Below are 17485 nucleotides of genomic sequence, written 5' to 3' on the forward strand. Positions count from 1 at the left end.
AATAGGTACTGAACGATATGGCTTTGGAGATGCGCCAACAAATAAAGATGACCCAGCAGCTGGTGATGACACCCCAGTTGCAGCAGGCCATCAAGCTGCTCCAGTTGACCCGTATCGAACTTCAGGATGTGGTGCGTCAGGAGTTGGAGGAGAATCCGCTTCTCGAAGAAGCTGGCGAGCCGGAGGAGGGGGGGGATCCCGAGTCGGTTGACGCCCCGGAAAAGGAAGCGGAACCGCCTGCGGAGACGGACGAATTCCGCGAGGTGGAAGCGGGCGATGACACCCTGCGCGACTGGGACAGTTACCTGGACGGGTATAACTACAGTTCCGGTGAGCAGTACAGCGGCGATGACGATCGCCCATCCTTCGAGAGTCTGTTGACCCGCAAGGGGACGCTGATTGATCACCTGCTCTGGCAACTGCACATGGGGCATTTCCTCCCCGATCAGGTGCGCATCGGCGAGGAGATCATCGGCAACATCGACGAGGGTGGATATCTGCGCTCCACGATTGAGGAAATAGGGCAGGCCTGTGACGTCCCCGAAGATGATGTCCTGGCGGTGCTGAAACATATCCAGGAGTTCGATCCCACCGGTGTCGGTGCTCGGGACCTGCGCGAGTGTCTGCTGATCCAGGCCCGTTTTCTTGGCATGCAGGGCGGTGTCGTCGAACGAATCCTGCAGAACCATCTCAAGGCGCTGGAAACGCGCAACTATAAGTTGATTGCCCGCGATTTGGGAGTCGACCTGCATCAGGTGCATATCGCCGCCAAGATAATTGGCGGACTGGACCCCCGGCCAGGCAGGCTCTTCGGTTCCGATGAAACGCACTACATCTCGCCCGACATCTTCGTCTCCAAGCTGGGGGACGACTATGTGGTCATGCTCAATGAGGAAGGGCTGCCGAACCTCAAGGTCAGCCACTTCTATTCTGAAGCGCGCAGCAGCGGCTCCGTGGACTCCCGTGCCGAGGAGTACATCGGGGAAAAGATCCGCTCTGCCCTTTGGCTGATCAAGAGCATTCAGCAGCGCCAGCGAACCATCTACAAGGTCGCCAAAAGTATCGTCCGCTTCCAGCGCGAATTCCTCGATTACGGCATCGAATACTTGCGTCCCCTGGTGCTGCGCGATGTGGCCGATGATATCGGCATGCACGAATCCACCATCAGCCGCGTCACCACGAACAAGTACATGCAGACCCCTCAGGGATTGTATGAACTCAAGTACTTCTTCAACAGCGGGCTTGCCACCAGCGGTGGGGATTTCGTCGCCTCGGAGAGTGTTAAGACCCGTATTCGTGAGATAATAGAAAAGGAAGATCCGCGCAAACCGCTGTCAGACCAGAAAATTGCCGAGATGCTCATGGCTGAGAAGGTCACTATCGCCAGGAGGACCGTAACCAAGTACCGTGAGCTGCTCAGGCTCGGTTCCTCGTCGGAGCGCAAACGACATTTCTGACTCTAAGGATTTCCCGGGTGCCGTAGCGGTCAACGGTCGGATGGAATTGGCGGGAGGAGTTCCCGCCGGGCCATGTCGATCCTACCCGGTTTTTGATGAACCAGAAACGACTGAATACGACACTACATGAAGGAGGAAGGTATGCAGATAACCACGACATTCAGACACATGGAGCAGAGTGAGGCCCTCAAGTCCTACGCCGAGGAGAAACTTGACCGGGTGAAGAAGTATATCGACGAGCCGATCACCGCTCAGGTCTTTTTTAGCGTTGAGAAGAAGATCCGTCACATCGTCGAGATCGTCATCACCGCCAAGGGAATCAGCACAAAGGCTTCCGAGGCGACCAGCGACATGTACGCCGCCGTCGATGCCGTGATCGACAAGATCGAACGCCAGCTCAAGCGCTACAAGGAAAAGATCAAGGCCCACAAGCCGAGCACCGACGGGAATGGCCGCCAGATCTCCAAGAAAATCTTCGAGGCCGAGAGCATTGACAGCAGCTCCGAGCCGGTGGTCATCAGCACGAAAATCGAAACCGCCAAGCCCATGTCCATCGAAGAGGCTGTCATGCAGATGGATCTGCTGCACAAGGACTTTATCGTGTTCACCGATGCCGGCAGCAGCAACATCAATGTCCTCTACCGCCGCAAGGACGGCAATTACGGCATCATCGAGCCGCAGCAGTCCTAAAGCGGTGATCCCTTCGGGGAACAACTCATGGCAGGAACGAAGAACGGAGGCGCCCGCTAAGGGCGCCTCCGTCTCCGTGGAGAATGCCGGTGGAAGGAATCAGTCTCAGCATACAGGAGCTTCTCGATGACCAGGAGTACGGTCTCGGGTTGACGCTCCTCGCCGGCAAACGTGGCTTGACCAACCGGGTGGTCAGTTCCCGAATCCAGAAGCCGGGCCTGGCCTTGACCGGCTATACGGAACATTTTCACCCCGACCGGGTACAGGTCCTCGGGAATACGGAGATATCCTACCTCAGTAAACTCGACAGCCACCTGGCCGCGGAGTGCGTCAGGACGGTGTGCTCCTTCCCCATATCCTGCTTCATTATTACCACGGGGCTCGTTCCTCCCCCTTTTCTCCTTGAAACGGTAGAGGCTGCCGGTATCCCGACGCTGAACACGTCGCTCAAATCATCCACGTTTATTTCCCTGCTTACCAAGTTTCTGGAGGAGAGGCTGCTACCCACCACCCACCTGCATGGCGTGCTGGTGGAGGTGCTGGGCGTCGGCATCCTGCTGACCGGAAAGAGCGGCATCGGAAAGAGTGAGTGCGCCCTTGACCTGATCATACGGGGACACCGCCTGGTTGCCGACGACATGGTCTACATCAAGAAGAAGATGCCGGCCACACTGGTGGGACAATCGGAAAAGTCCATTCAGCACCTCATGGAGATCCGTGGGCTGGGAATCATCAATATAAAGGATCTGTACGGCGTGTCCTCGATCCGCGAGAAGAAGATTGTTGACATGCTCCTGGAGCTCAAAGAGTGGGATCCGGATCAGGAGTACGACCGTCTGGGACTGGACGACCACAGTACGACGATCCTGGGCGTTGACATCCCCCACATCATCATTCCCGTCCGGCCTGGCCGGAACCTCGGCTCCATCATCGAGGTAGCGGCCAGGAACTTCCTGCTCAAGGGGATGGGCTATCACTCGGCCCTGGATTTCCAGAACCGCCTCCTGGCGCGACTGGAAGTGCGGCCGCTGGGAAACGAGGTGGAATAGGGCATGAGGATTATCGTCATCACCGGCATGTCCGGTTCGGGCAAGTCCACGGCGGTCAGGGCGCTGGAGGACGAGGGCTTCTACTGCATCGACAACCTTCCCATGCGCCTGTTCCGGCCCTTTGTGGAGCTGATCGAGAAATCGGGCGATTCCTACCGGGGAATCGTCCTTGTTGCCGATATACGTGGGCGCGAATTCCTGAAAGGATTCGAAAACACGTTCCAGACGTTGCGCGACCAAGGGCACGGCGTTGAGATCTTTTTCATCGATGCCTCCGATGACGTGCTCATCCGGCGCTTCTCGGAGACACGGCGCCGTCACCCGGCGGAGGAGCAGTGCACCGTCTCCGAGGGGATCAGGATCGAGCGGGAGCGGCTGTCCACCCTGCGCCAGATGGCCACCAGGATCATCGATAGCTCGGATTTCAACGTGCATCAGCTGAAGGAACTGATCCTGCGCATCGTGCGTGGAGAGGATGCCGAGACTCCGATGGTGATCGAGATCAAGTCGTTCGGATTCCGCTATGGCATCCCGCTGGAGTCGTCGATTGTCATGGATGTGCGTTTCCTGCCCAATCCTTTCTTCGTGCCGCGGCTGAAGCCCGGTTCCGGACTGGATGACGAGGTGCGCGAGTACATTCTGGACAACCCCAAGACAGCCACCTTTCTGGACTGCTTTTTCCCCATGCTTGACATGCTTGTTCCCGCGCATCGCCAGGAGGGGAAATACTATCTGACCATCTCCATCGGTTGTACCGGCGGGAGGCATCGCTCGGTGGCCATTGCCGAGGCCACGGCCATGTACCTGCGTGCGGACTGGCCCACGGTACGCATTACTCACAGGGATATTGAAAAGGGACAGCAATGACAGGTTTAGTACTCGTTACCCATGCGGGGTTGGCAAGCGCACTGTATCGCTCGGCGGAAATGATCGTCGGGCCGATCGAATGCTGCGAGCAGGTGGAAGTGACGCCGGGAGAACATGCCGATGACATCATGTCCCGCGTGGTCGCCGCGGTTGAAAAGTCGTCCGCCGATGGCGCGATCATCATGACCGACCTGTTCGGCGGGACTCCATCAAACATGGCGATGTCGTTTCTTAAGGACGGGCAGGTTGAGGTGCTGACCGGGGTCAACCTTCCCATGGTGATCGAATTCTGCTCCAAGCGCGAACTCATGGGGGTGGGAGAACTGACCGCCGAACTGCAGAAGTGCGGCAGGGAGGCTATCCTCATCCCCGGTGATTTTCTCAAATAGCCTGAGATGATTGCGAAGAAACGTCCGCGGGTCTGCCGCGACAGGAGCGGTGTTGTTGCGGTAGTTCGCCTGATGCGTCCATTCGCCTGCGCCCTGCTCATGCTCTTCTGCGGAAATCTCCCCGCCGTCGCCGGGTCGGAACCCACGCTGGAGTCGATTCGGGAACAGCTCAGCCTGGAGTTTCGCGGACGTGTCCCGCGGGAGTGGGGCGAGCGGGTGAAGGGAGTGCACACAAGGCTGAAGACTTCCGACAGGGTGGTTGCGCTCACCCTGGATGCCTGCGGCAGTCCCCGGGGCAAGGGAGTTGATTCCGCCCTGCTGGCCTTCCTGGAGCGGGAGCGGATACCGGCCACGCTCTTCATCAATGCCCGCTGGATCGACGCCAATCCCACCCTGTTCAGGCAGCTGGCCGCCAATCCACTCTTCGAGATAGCCAACCATGGATTGCATCACCGTCCCGCCTCGGTTTCCGGGCGTTCCGCGTACGGAATTGCCGGTACCGGGAACGTGGGCGAACTGGTGGAAGAGATCGAGGGCAATGCCCGCAAGATAGGTGCCCTGACCGGTGTCCGCCCCCGTGTGTATCGTTCGGGCACCGCCTATTACGATGACCTGGCCGTGGAGGTTTCCAGACGGTTGGGGCATGCGGTGGCCGGTTTTTCCGTTCTTGGCGATGCCGGAGCCACCTTTCGCAGGGCACAGGTCAGGGATGCGCTGCTCAGTGCCCACGCGGGTGACATTGTGCTCCTGCACATGAACCACCCGGAGGGGGAAACCGCGGCCGGAGTGATTGATGCCCTGCCTGAGTTGCTGAGGCGTGGATTCCGTTTCGTCAAACTGTCCGACTACCCCCTGGAGTAGGCTGTTCGGATCATGGATCGCGCTGAAATGAAACGCTGTTTATTGACTGGTCGTGGGCGGCATGCTATGAAGCTGACTGTGCTGCAAAGCCGCGACTGTTGTTATCCTGATTGAGAAGGTTATCCGTATCATGCTCCAGAATGAATTTCAGATCGTCAACAAGCTTGGGCTGCATGCCCGGGCATCGGCGCTGTTCGTCAAGACCGCCAGCCGTTTTACGTCCGATATCAAGCTCTCCAAGGAAGGGGTGGAGGTGAACGGCAAGAGCATCATGGGCATCATGATGTTAGCCGCGTCGAAAGGGGTTACCGTCTGTTTGACCGTCGATGGCGCCGACGAGGCGGAGGCCATGGCAGCCATGGGAGAGTTGATCGTCAATGGATTCGGCGAAGAATAACAGCATGCTCAGGTTCAGCGGTATCGCCGCATCGCCCGGAGTTTCCGTGGGCAGACTGCGTGTCGTCGACCGACGCCATATCTCCGTTGACGAGTACGCTGTCAGAGGGGAAGCCGTTACCGCCGAGGAGGAGCGCCTGAAGGCGGGGATTGCCCGCACCAGGGACGAACTGAGCCAGCTCAAGGAAACGCTCAGGGAAACCGCCGGCGACGATCACCTCTTTTTTATCGATACCCACCTGCTGATCCTGTCCGATGAACGTCTCTTCAGCGAAGCTGTGGCGCATATCACTACTGACCGGATAAACGCCGAGGGCGCCCTGCGCCGGACACTCCAGAAGTACCGCGAATACTTTGCCGGCATAGACGACCCCTACCTACGCGAGCGGATCAACGATGTGGAAACGGTCATCGACAAGATCCTGCGCAACATTGCCGGTGAACCCCATGCGCCCATAGTTCCCGATGGCGACCAGACCATCATCGTGGCTCACGACATCTCGCCCGCCGACATCCTGCAGATGGATCGCGAACGCATCATCGGATTCGTCACCGAGATAGGGGGGAGAACATCCCATGCGTCGATCCTGGCACGGGCCTTTGAGTTGCCGGCGGTGGTCGGCGTGGAAGGGGTCGCCGACAAGCCGCTGGATGGAATGCCGGCCATCCTTGACGGTCTCAGCGGCACGGTGATCGTTAACCCCGACAGCAGTACCTTTCTCGAACATCTGCAGCGCAAACGGCACTATGAGTACGTTGAGTCCGGGCTGCTCAGGCTGGCGGAACTGCCGCCCGAAACGCGGGACGGCCAGCGGATCCTGCTCAAGGGTAACGTTGAGGTGCCCGAGGAGGGACCGTCGGTGCTGCGCCATGGCGGCGAAGGGGTCGGCCTGTACCGTACCGAAATGCTCTTCATGAACCGGAGGGAGATGCCCGAGGAGGAAGAACAGTATCAGGCATATGCCGCCATGCAGCGCGCCGTTGAACCCCACCCCCTGACCATCAGGACACTGGACGCTGGAGGCGACAAGCTGCTGGATGGACTGCAGCACCCCACGGAGCAGAATCCCGCCCTGGGTGTTCGCGCCATCCGGCTGGCGTTGCGCATGCCCGAAGAGTTCAAAAAACAGCTGCGGGCGATTCTCAGGGTCAGCGCAGCCGGAGATGTGCGCATCATGTTTCCCATGATCTCCTGTCTGGATGAGTTGCGTAGCGCCCGTGCCGTGCTGGAGCAGGCCAAGGCCGAACTGGATGACGCGGGCATTCCCTTTGACCGCCACATCCAGGTAGGGATCATGATCGAGGTTCCCTCCGCGGTTGTGGTCTCCGATCTGCTGGCCAGGGAATCGGATTTTTTCAGTGTCGGCACCAACGACCTGATCCAGTACACCCTGGCCATTGACCGCTCCAACGAGCATCTGGTTTCGCTGTATCAGCCGCTCCATCCGGCGGTGCTCCGGTCCCTGCGCACGGTGGTGGAGGCCGCCCGCGGGGCCGGCATTCCCGCCTGTATCTGTGGTGAAATGGCCGGTGACCCGCTCTATCTGCCGGTACTGCTCGGGCTTGGCTTCGGAGAACTATCCATGGGCGCCGGTTCCATCCCACGGGTGAAGCAGATGCTGCGCCGTTGCGACATGAATCAGGCTGCCGAGGTCGCCAGCGCCTGCTTCGCGTTTTCCACCGCCGAACAGGTTGACCTGTTCCTCAGGAATGCCATTGCCACCACGTTTTCCGATACCTTGGATTGAGACGGGATCCCCATGACGCCGCAGCTCTTGTTTTCGGTCTTTTCCTTTATTCTTGGCGCTGTTGTCGGCTCCTTCCTCAATGTCTGCATCTGCCGCATGCCGCGGGACGAGTCGGTCGTATCGCCCCCCTCCCACTGTCCGGGGTGTGGCTACCGGATTCGTTGGTACGACAATATTCCGCTGGTAAGCTACCTGCTGCTGCGCGGCAGGTGCCGGGGCTGCCGGGAAAAGATATCCCCCCGCTACCCTCTGGTGGAGTTGCTCAACGCCCTTCTGTCTCTGGCGCTTTTTCTCCGCTTCGGGCCGACTCTCGCGTTTGCTGTCCTGTTCCTCTTCTGTTCCGCGCTGGTTGTCATAACCTTTATCGACCTGGAGCATCAGATTATTCCCGACGAGATATCCCTGCCCGGTATCGTGCTCGGTTTCATCTTTTCTTTCTTCCTCAGGGGGCACGGCTGGCTGAACTCGCTTTTGGGCATACTTCTGGGAGGGGGGAGCCTGCTGTTGGTGGCCTACGGTTACCAGTTGGTGACCGGCAAGGAGGGGATGGGGGGCGGTGATATCAAGCTTTTGGCCATGATGGGGGCTTTTCTGGGGTGGAAATCCATCCCGTTCATCATCTTCGTCAGTTCGCTGGCCGGCTCGGTGATCGGCGTTTCCCTGATGCTGATCCAGAAGAAAGATTCGAAGCTGGCCATTCCCTTTGGCCCCTATCTCGCCCTGGGCGCCCTGCTGTACGTTTTTTACGGCCCCCGTCTGATCAGCTGGTACCTCACCCTGGGTGGTCTCCAGGGGTAAGTCCATGCTCAAATGCCGCCCGAGCCTGATCGTATCAATCATGGCCTTCCTGGGGGGGCTTCTGGTATTGACCTGGCTGCTCTTCAGCCTGCTGGCCTTTAAGACCGCGGCAAACGACCTGTATGCCCAGAAGAGTGAGCATGCCCGCATGTTGCTGGCGGCGTTTGCGAGCCAACTCCCCGACTCCGTTCCCACTTTCCCCGACAAGATCATTGCTCCCGACTCATCCGCGTCCATCTACGCCCGGATACTGTTCGAGGAAGACGCCTTCACCCGCCTGACGCTGCTGGACGGAAACGGCAAACCGATCTTCAGCGCCGGCCGCGAGGGAGGCGATGTGTTCCTGCCCTTCGCCGGTCTTCCCGCCAAAGCTGAGGGGAGTTTTGTACGCAGCGACGGGAGCGGCATTGCGCACATCATGAACGTATCGCGCGCAGGAGTGCCGGTGGCCAAGGCCGGCCTGCTGATATCGCTGGAGCCTGAAAAAACCCGCCTCTCGCGTACGAAGCAGTTGCTGGTCGCCTATTTTATCTTGGATTTCATCCTGCTGCTTGGCCTGGGTGCTTTCGTCCTCTCCCGCATCGTCGTCAATCCCATAAACCGGCTGCTGACCGCGACCGAAAGGATTACCGGTGGCCAGTACGGCCAGAAGCTGCCGGTTTCGGGCAGCTCCGAATTTGCCCGGCTGGCCCAGGCGTTCAACCAGATGTCGAGCGCCCTACTGAACAAGGAACGCCAGGTCGCCGAACAGCTGACCGCCCTTGAAAAGGCCAATCTGGAACTGCGCCAGGCACGTGAACTGGCCTTCCGTTCGTAGAAGATGGCTTCCATCGGCCTGCTGGCAGCCGGTATGGCCCACGAGGTCGGGACGCCTCTGGCCGCCATCATGGGCTATGCCGAGCTGTTGGAGGGAGATGGACAGGAGGATGCGGCGAGCCGGGACTACGGGCGCAGGATCTCCCAGGAATGCGCCCGCATCGACCGCATCGTGCGCGGCCTGCTGGACTATTCCCGCCCCAGGAACAGCGATGTCGAGGCGGTGGATATTCCCCGGCTGATCGCTGATTCCATCGAGCTGATGACCCAGCAGGGCGCGTTCAAGGGGATCAGGGTGAATACCTATTTCGAGGAGAATCTTGCCCCGGCCCTTGCCGATGGGCACCAGCTGCAACAGGTACTGATCAACCTGATGCTCAACAGTCGCGATGCCATGCCCGATGGGGGAAGGCTCACCGTGCGTGCCACAAGTGAAGGTGAGAATCGGGCCGGACTGTTCCGGGAGGGAGTACGGGTGGATGTGCATGACAGCGGCAGCGGCATCCCGTCCGAACATCTTGAGTACCTCTTCGAGCCGTTTTTCACCACCAAGCCGCCCGGTAGGGGAACCGGCCTTGGATTGGCCATTGCCGCCCGTATCATCGAGGGCTTTGGTGGCAGTATCGACGTGCGGAGCACCCTCGGCAGAGGGAGCTGCTTTACCCTCCGGCTGCCGGCCATCTCGAAAAAAGGAGCGCGATAATGACCGCGCAGAAACACATTCTGATTATCGACGACGAGGAGAACCTGCGCCACATGCTGTCGGTCATGCTCTCCCGCCAGGGGTATCGGGCTGACTGCGCGGCGAACGGTGTCGAGGGGCTGGCAGCCCTGCGCGGCACGGTCTATGACTTTATCCTCTGTGACATCCGCATGCCGGAGATGGATGGCAAGGCATTCCTTCAAGCGGCGCTGCGCGACCAGGTCGGGTCGCCCATCATCATGATGTCGGCCTATGGGACGGTGGATACGGCGGTGGAGTGCATGAAACTGGGCGCCTATGACTATATCTCCAAGCCGTTCAAGAAGGATGAGATCGTCATGGTGCTGAGGAAGGCCGAAGAGAGGGAACGCTTGAAGGATGAGAACAGCCGTCTGCGGGCCGCTGCCGCCGGACGATTCAATCATGGCGGCATTATCAGCCGCACTGCCAGGATGGAGGAGATATTCGGCAAGATACGCAAGGTTGCCGGCCTGAAAACGACCGTTCTGATTCTGGGGGAGTCCGGCACCGGCAAGGAACTGGTGGCCCGGGCCGTGCATTGCAATGGCGGGCGCGCTTCCAAGTCCTTCGTGGCGGTGAATTGCGGGGCAATCCCGGAGAACCTGCTGGAGAGCGAGCTGTTCGGCCACGTACGGGGAGCCTTCACCAATGCTACTGGCGACAAGGCCGGTCTCTTTGAGCAGGCGGATGGTGGAACGCTCTTTTTGGACGAAATCGGCGAGATGTCACTGGCGCTTCAGGTGAAACTCCTGCGGGTGCTGCAGGAGGAGGAGATCCGCAGGGTGGGGGCCACCGTCTCCAGCAAGATAGACGTGCGCATCGTGTCGGCCACCTCCCGAGACCTGGAGGCGGACATTCAGACGGGACGCTTCCGTGAGGATCTCTACTTCCGCTTGAACGTCTTCTGTCTTCGTCTTCCCCCGCTGCGGGAGCGCGTGGAGGATATTCCGCTGCTGGTGGAGCATTTCCTGAGATCCGCGCTGCGCGATCGCGACCCCGGGCAAATGCGCATCGAACCGGACGCCATGCGCAGCCTCATGTCCTATGTCTGGCCGGGCAACATCCGCGAATTGGAGAATGCCATCGAACATGCCGCCATCGTCTGCGAGGACGGCAGCATTACCAACGCCTGTCTCCCGCCGGCAGTCAGATCTGTGGGAGCGCCGTGGCCGCTGATGGAGCATGATGAGGAGCTCTCTATAAAGAAGGCCGAAGCGGCCATGGAGCGCGAGTTAATCAGGAAGGCCCTGGCCAGGACCGGCGGTAACCGCACCCATGCTGCGAAGATTCTCGAGATCAGCCATCGCTCCCTGCTCTACAAGCTCAAGGAATACGGCATCGACTAGGCAAAAGTTGCGCCTCTTTGGGGGCTATTTTTCTGTTGATTGTGCAAAGTTTGCGTAGTGTGCTGTGGGGCTGTTGCGCATAAGCCTCTAAAACAGCGTGTTAATGCCCTTTTTCTGTGTGGCACGCTGTTTGCTTTGTTTTGTGGCTCAACTGTGTCGGAAAGGAACAAGTATGCTCAAGACATCAGCCATTATTCTCGTTCTCACCCTGACCATCTCCCTGCCCTCCCCGGTCCTGGCCAAAACTGGCCATGGCGGCCAGTGCGCCTCCTGCCATACCCTTACCGAAAAAGAAGCTACGGAACTGATCAAGAGTTTTGGCGGAACTGTTTCCTCGGTCAAGCATTCCCCAGCCAAGGGACTCTTTGAACTGATGGTGGAACGGGATGGCCAGAAGGGGCTGCTCTTCATGGACTACGGCAAAAAGCACCTGATCCAGGGGATGGTGTTCGATCGGGAGAAGCTCGAACCGGCTCCTGCGCATAAGGCCGAGTTCCCGCGCCCCAAACAGAAGGCTCCTCTGGACGTGCGCACCATTCCCACGGCTGGCGCCGTGATCATTGGCAACCCGGAGGGGAAGAAGAAGCTGTACGTATTCACCGATCCCGACTGCCCCTACTGCAGAAAGGGGCATGAGGAACTGAAGAAGCTTGCCAGAATTGCGCCGGACCTGGCCATTTACGTCGTGCTTTACCCATTGCCCATGCACCCCGACTCGTTCGACAAGTGCCGCGCCATTGTGGAAGCCGGGAGCGTTGATATACTTGACAGGGTCTTTGAGGGCAAACCGGTTCCCAAGCCGAAGGGTGAGGTCAGCAGAAAGCACATCGAAGGGAATATCTCATTCGCCAATACCAACGGTATCTCGGGAACTCCCACCCTGGTCATGCCCGACGGCAGGATCGAGGTCGGCATGGGTGACGCGGAGACGATGAAGAAGATGCTCTCGTCGGAACGCTGATGCCCTGACGTTGTTGCATATGGTTAGCAGGGTCGAAAGGAGAGACGCAATGAGGGGAAAACTGAGATTACTAATGATTATTCTGGCGATCCACGTCCTGTTTTTTGCTTCATCCGTGGCCCTGGCGCAGCAGACGGTTTTTTATGGTGTTCTGGTGAGCGCGAAGAGTGGCAGGCTCACGGTTATGGACAGACGAGGTCACAGTGAAAGCTTCAAGGTTACCAGCGACACGCTGGTAACAAACCGTGACGGGAGCAACACCCGTATCGAACGCTTCAGTGCCGGAACCCGCCTGTCCGTCACCGCGCAGAGCGGGACGGCCCGCTTTGTCTCCGTCCAGGAGGTGCCGAAATGAGGCGGTTATTTCTGCAGGTTGCCCTGCTGACGTTTCTGCTGTGCATTGGACTGCGCATCACCAGTGCAGAAGCCTATTACGTGTCATCGACTACTCCCGCGGACGACCCTTCCTATCTCGCGCCGGTTGCAGTGGATACGGTGATAGAGTTCGTTTTTTCCAGTGACGTTTACTGGAGCCAAATCTATAACAATAATAAACTGCGCATAACTCTGCGTCAGAAGAATACGACGGCGAACCTGCTCAGCCCCTCGGATTTTAAACGCTGGTCATCGTTTCTGGGCAGCTGGGTTGATCCCGATTTTGGGTTCAAATACGGAGTTAAGTACCGAGCATACCCATCGGCTAATCTGTTGCCTGATACGGAATACGAACTGGTCTTTTCAAAGAACATAAAGGATGCCGCTGGCAATACGCTTGGTACATCAGATACCATTATTCATTTCAAGACAGCCGCTGCCACTCCACCCGCAGCAACCATCATCGACAACGATCCCACCAATGGCGCCACCAACATTGCCCTGAATCTTTCGGAGATCACGGTCCGCTTCAACCAGCAAGTTGACTCAACAGAGGGAGGAAGCACTTCCATACTCAATTCGTCCAACTTCTCCGTTTCCCCTGCGGTGAGCGGTACCTATTCCTACGACTCCGGCGCGGCCCAGGGTAAGCTGACTCTATCTTCGGCACTTTCCGCCAGCACCACCTACACGGTGACGGTCAATAACGTGAAAGATGCCAACGGTCAGACGGTTGTCGGTCAGCCCTACACCTGGACATTTACCACCCGCTCCAGTGACACCACCAGGCCGACCGCCAGCGTGGTTACCCCCACGGCTACAACCTCCATTCCCGTCAGTCAGGATTTCATCATCCAGTTCAGCGAGGCCATGGACCCGGCCAGCATCACCGCTGCTAATCTATATATTTCTGGCGTGACCGGTACGGTCACGTACGACAGCATCAACAACAGGGCCACCCTGACGACCAGTTCTTCTCTCGGTTATGGTACGGACTACACCCTGACCGTTTCCACTTCCGTCAGGGACCTGTCCCTGAACACCATGCTCAACCCACTGACATTTGCGTTCACAACTGTGCAGTTCACGACACCGGCGGCCATGAACGATTACTGCCAGATTCCCCCCTTCATCTCCGGTGGATCGGTCAAGCCGAACGTACTGCTCATGGTGGACAATTCCGGCAGCATGAACGAGTTCGCCTACAAGAATAAGGGGTACGGCGACAGCAACTACGACACCAGCTATGACAGCTCCAAGAGCTACTACGGCTATTTTGACACAGCCTACATGTACCAGTACGATACCTCCGCCAGTGGCCACTTCAAGATCGATACGTCCAAGACCATGAACAGGGAAAGCTTCTGGTCCGGCAACTTCCTGAACTGGCTGACCATGCGCCGGGTGGATGTGGTCCGCAAGGTGCTGGTTGGGGGCAAGATCACTCCCCGCTCCCTTGCCAATGCCAACTACGCCCTGATTCATGACGGTCCCGACCGGGATTACTACAAGCGGTATGGCAACAATTACTACATTGTCGACGACGGCAAAATCTACTCCTGCGGCACCACTGCTAACTGTTCAAAAAAGGATGCAACTACCTACAACGGTAAGGTTTACGTGGGCGAAAACCCTCCGGAGGAGGGGCTTGTCGTCAAGATGTGGGACAAGATCAACTTCGGGATCATGTTCTTTAATGTCGGTAACAGGCTCGAGGACAGCCAGAATAGCGTCCGCGACGGCGGCTATCCGGCGGTGGATCTGGGCTCCACCGGAACCAACTTGATAACCCAGGTGGAGAATACCGATCCGGAAACCTGGACCCCTCTAGGAGAGACCTTCTTCGAGGCGACCCGCTACTTCATGGCTACCGACAGCGCCTACAACGGTGGCACCTACAGCGGCAAAGACCCCATCGAGCACAGTTGTCAGAAGAACTTCGTCCTGATCCTGACCGACGGCGAAGCGACCAAAGACCGGAACCTGCCGGGCGGCAACTGGGGAACACCCATCACCGATTCGCATTTCAACGTGAAGACCTGGATGGACAAGATTGCCGATAACGAAGGTTCTACCAGCCAGTGGAACGTGTCGCCCAATACTAGCGAGGGATCGTACTACCTGGAAGGGGCTGCCTACTGGGCGCACATGACCGACCTGCGCAGCGATACTCTGGGAAAGAGCAACATAAGCTCGAATCAGAACATCACCACCTATGCCGTGTACGCCTTCGATGATTCTAACCTGGGGCGCGACCTGCTGCAGAAGACCTGCAAGTATGGCGGCTTCGATGACTCGGACGGAACCGGCAAGCCGGACCAGCAGTCCAAGTGGGACAGTGACGCTAACGGCGTGCCGGACACATACTACGAAGCCCAAGATGGCAGCAAGCTGGAAGGGGAATTGCTGGCCGCTCTGCTGGATATCCTGACCCGCGTTTCATCGGGAACGGCAGCATCCATCCTCAACAACAGCGAGGGGAGCGGCGCCAGCCTTCTGCAGGCGGTCTTCTACCCCAAAAAGGCTTTTGAGAGCGGCACCGAGGTGAGCTGGATCGGCGAGATGCAGAATCTGTGGTACTACCTCGATCCCTATCTGCAGCTCAGCACGATCCGCGTGGATACGGAAAGCGACTACAAGCTGAACCTGAAGGATGACAATATCGCCCAGTTCTATTTCGACGGTGACAAGACCCGGGTCAGGTTGCTGAAGGATGTCAAGGGGGACGGAACACAGCTGACCCTTGTTGGTGCATCCTACGACCCCGACGACACCACCAATGTCAAGAGCCTGTGGCGGGCCGGTCGCTTGCTCTGGAGCCGTGACCTGGTCAGCGACAACCGCACCATATTCACCCACACCGGCGTATCGACTCTCGATGTGCTGGAGAATACAGCGAACGAGAGTACGCACCTGGCTAACTTCGCGAGCAGCGTGCTCAAGGACGACACCACGATTCAGGGGTACCTCCAGGCGGCCAATGCCACAGAGGCGGACAAGATCATCTCCTATGTGCGTGGCATCGACCAGTCAGGCTACCGTTCCCGCACCGCCATAATCGCCGGCGCCAGCGGTACCTGGCGCTTGGGTGATATTGTTAGTTCAACTCCCAAGATTCAGGGTAACGTGGCGCTGAACGCCTACTCTCAGAGTACTCCCACCGGCTATAACGACTCCTCCTATAAGAAATTTGCCCAGTCAAACGACTATAAAAACCGGGGCATGGCTTATGTCGGCGCCAATGACGGCATGCTGCACACGTTCCGCATGGGGGTGCTCAAGGAGTTGACCGATCCCTGCCGCGTGACGTCACCTTCCGCCGACTGCGCGGCGGACAAGTCACAGCTGAACGACTATACCGTTGACAGCAGCGGGGCGAACAGTAACACCAGGGCCGATGCCTCCGACAAATTGGGGCGGGAGGAGTGGACCTTTATTCCCCGCCAAATGCTCCCTTATCTCAAGTACCTTGCCGATCCCGATTATTCGCATCTGTTCTACGTGGATGGCGCGCAGCTCATCGTCGATGTGGCCACCAACAAGCCGGCAACCTATGATACATCCAAGTACCCCAACTGTGGCACGAACTATTGGGAGTGTCCCAAACAGACTGTCTTCAGCAATGACGTTTCCGGGGACACGACAAATAATTTGGACACATCCAATACCAGCTGGCGGACTGTTCTGATCGGCGGCACCGGTCTGGGCGGCGCGAGCAGAAACCGCGGCGGCACCGGTCTCTGCACCGGCGGCGGCAGCGACTGTGTGAAAACGCCGGTGGCCGATCTGGGATATTCCGGTTATTACGCGCTGGATATCACCAATCCCCAAGCGCCGAAGTATCTCTGGGAGTTTCCCGGCAATACGACCGCTGTGGGGAACCTGGGATTCGCCACGACCGGGCCGGTGATCATCCGTGTCGGTGACAAGAACCAAAACGGACGATGGTTCGCGGTCTTTGCCTCGGGGCCGACCGGGCCGATAGAAACAATTACCCATCAGTTCCTGGGGCGCTCCGATCAGAACCTGAAACTGTTTGTCGTGGATATCGCGACCGGGGCGCTTGTCAGGACGATTGACACGGGAATTACCAACGCGTTCGCCGGTTCCGTCTCCAACTCGGCCATTGACAATGATCGCAACAGCAGCACCAAGTCCGGATTCTATCAGGATGATGCCGCCTACATCGGCTATGTTCAGAAGGTCGATGCCAGCAATTGGACGAGAGGCGGTGTGATCAGACTGGTTACCAGGGAGAGCGTGGATCCCAGCACATGGTCCACCAGCACGGTTATTGCTGATGATCCTACCAGTAGCACCATCAATATCGGGCCTGTTACCACCGCCATAACTAAACTGCAGGACAGAGTCAACAAGAAACAGTGGCTGTACTTCGGAAGCGGCCGCTACTTTTTTAAGAATGCCACCCAGGTGGATGACGGTGACACTCAGCGCAGGCTGTTCGGAGTTACGGAACCCTGGTATAACGGTACGACGCAGAAGATCGATCCGACCATGACCGGTAGCCTCTCATTTTCCGATCTCGATGATCAGACTACATCGCCGAGTTCGGCTCTCGCCTCGGGCAAGAAGGGGTGGTACATCAATCTCGATACATCGGCACTTAACGACGGCTACTCATCCGAGAGGGTCATAACCGACCCGGTCGCATCTACAAGCGGGGTTGTTTACTTTACGACATTCCGTCCCACCTCCGATGTGTGCGGCTATGGCGGGGGTTCCTACATCTGGGCGGTGGGATATGCCACGGGAACTTCAGCGCCGGGCAATGCCATGAAGGGGAAGCTGCTGGTTCAGGTTTCCACCGGCGCCTTTGCGGAAATCTCCATGTCATCCGGTTTTACGGCAAAGGACAATCGCCGGACTACCGACATGATCCAGGGGGTTCCCCCCAAGGCCCAGGGACTCTCGATTCTGGCTAACCCCAAGCCGATTAAGAAGATCATTCACTATCAGGAAAAGTAGCCGCAAGCGGGGTATGATTCAG

15 protein-coding genes are annotated in these 17485 nt (G+C 58.2%); all 15 read left to right on the top strand.

All coding sequences use genetic code 11. From position 1 onward, the window contains the following. The first annotated feature begins 17 nt into the window (after positions 1-17). The 15 genes from rpoN (at position 18) to PPRO_RS04825 (ending at position 17463) form a co-directional block, all read left to right on the top strand. The gene (rpoN, locus tag PPRO_RS04760; protein ID WP_011734909.1) at positions 18-1457 is read left to right on the top strand and encodes an RNA polymerase factor sigma-54; all 1440 of its coding nucleotides are present in this window, start codon (positions 18-20) and stop codon (positions 1455-1457) included. A 141-nt stretch (positions 1458-1598) separates the two neighbouring features. Next, entirely contained in the window at positions 1599-2147 is a 549-nt protein-coding gene (gene hpf, locus PPRO_RS04765) for a ribosome hibernation-promoting factor, HPF/YfiA family (RefSeq protein ID WP_011734910.1), read from the top strand. A gap of 89 nt (positions 2148-2236) precedes the next feature. After that, positions 2237-3196 (top strand): HPr(Ser) kinase/phosphatase, encoded by a 960-nt coding sequence (gene hprK / locus PPRO_RS04770; RefSeq protein ID WP_011734911.1) that lies wholly within the window; start codon positions 2237-2239, stop codon positions 3194-3196. A gap of 3 nt (positions 3197-3199) precedes the next feature. Then, complete coding sequence (rapZ, locus tag PPRO_RS04775) at positions 3200-4063, top strand: RNase adapter RapZ (RefSeq protein ID WP_011734912.1); 864 nt, start codon at positions 3200-3202, stop codon at positions 4061-4063. After that, positions 4060-4452, top strand: a complete 393-nt coding sequence (locus PPRO_RS04780) for a PTS sugar transporter subunit IIA (protein ID WP_011734913.1) — start codon at positions 4060-4062, stop codon at positions 4450-4452. The genes rapZ and PPRO_RS04780 overlap by 4 nt, the downstream gene beginning before the upstream one ends. A gap of 6 nt (positions 4453-4458) precedes the next feature. Further along, a complete protein-coding gene (locus PPRO_RS04785) occupies positions 4459-5313 on the top strand; it encodes a polysaccharide deacetylase family protein (RefSeq protein WP_011734914.1) in 855 nt (284 codons plus the stop codon). Positions 5314-5443: 130 nt separating this feature from the next. Further along, positions 5444-5710, top strand: coding sequence for an HPr family phosphocarrier protein (locus tag PPRO_RS04790; protein WP_011734915.1), 267 nt, complete (start codon positions 5444-5446; stop codon positions 5708-5710). Next, on the top strand, positions 5691-7457 hold the full coding sequence (ptsP, locus tag PPRO_RS04795) for a phosphoenolpyruvate--protein phosphotransferase (RefSeq protein WP_011734916.1): 1767 nt from the start codon (positions 5691-5693) through the stop codon (positions 7455-7457). The genes PPRO_RS04790 and ptsP overlap by 20 nt, the downstream gene beginning before the upstream one ends. A gap of 12 nt (positions 7458-7469) precedes the next feature. Further along, positions 7470-8255 carry a prepilin peptidase gene (locus tag PPRO_RS04800; RefSeq protein ID WP_011734917.1) on the top strand — a complete coding sequence of 262 codons (786 nt, stop codon included), beginning with the start codon at positions 7470-7472 and terminating at the stop codon, positions 8253-8255. Between the two features lie 4 nt (positions 8256-8259). Then, on the top strand, positions 8260-9072 hold the full coding sequence (locus PPRO_RS19335; RefSeq protein ID WP_049759640.1) for a HAMP domain-containing protein: 813 nt from the start codon (positions 8260-8262) through the stop codon (positions 9070-9072). Between the two features lie 3 nt (positions 9073-9075). After that, positions 9076-9774 (top strand): sensor histidine kinase, encoded by a 699-nt coding sequence (locus tag PPRO_RS19340; RefSeq protein WP_049759641.1) that lies wholly within the window; start codon positions 9076-9078, stop codon positions 9772-9774. Beyond that, positions 9774-11141 (top strand): sigma-54-dependent transcriptional regulator, encoded by a 1368-nt coding sequence (locus PPRO_RS04810; protein ID WP_011734918.1) that lies wholly within the window; start codon positions 9774-9776, stop codon positions 11139-11141. The genes PPRO_RS19340 and PPRO_RS04810 overlap by 1 nt, the downstream gene beginning before the upstream one ends. Before the next feature lie 172 nt (positions 11142-11313). After that, the gene (locus PPRO_RS04815; protein ID WP_011734919.1) at positions 11314-12102 is read left to right on the top strand and encodes a DsbC family protein; all 789 of its coding nucleotides are present in this window, start codon (positions 11314-11316) and stop codon (positions 12100-12102) included. A 49-nt stretch (positions 12103-12151) separates the two neighbouring features. Continuing rightward, a complete protein-coding gene (locus PPRO_RS04820; RefSeq protein WP_157039937.1) occupies positions 12152-12457 on the top strand; it encodes a hypothetical protein in 306 nt (101 codons plus the stop codon). Further along, on the top strand, positions 12454-17463 hold the full coding sequence (locus tag PPRO_RS04825) for an Ig-like domain-containing protein (protein ID WP_011734921.1): 5010 nt from the start codon (positions 12454-12456) through the stop codon (positions 17461-17463). Before PPRO_RS04820 ends, PPRO_RS04825 begins: the two co-directional genes overlap by 4 nt. The last annotated feature ends 22 nt before the right edge of the window (positions 17464-17485 follow it).

The organism is Pelobacter propionicus DSM 2379, assembly GCF_000015045.1.
In the GTDB taxonomy this organism is placed as follows: Bacteria; Desulfobacterota; Desulfuromonadia; order Geobacterales; family Pseudopelobacteraceae; genus Pseudopelobacter; species Pseudopelobacter propionicus.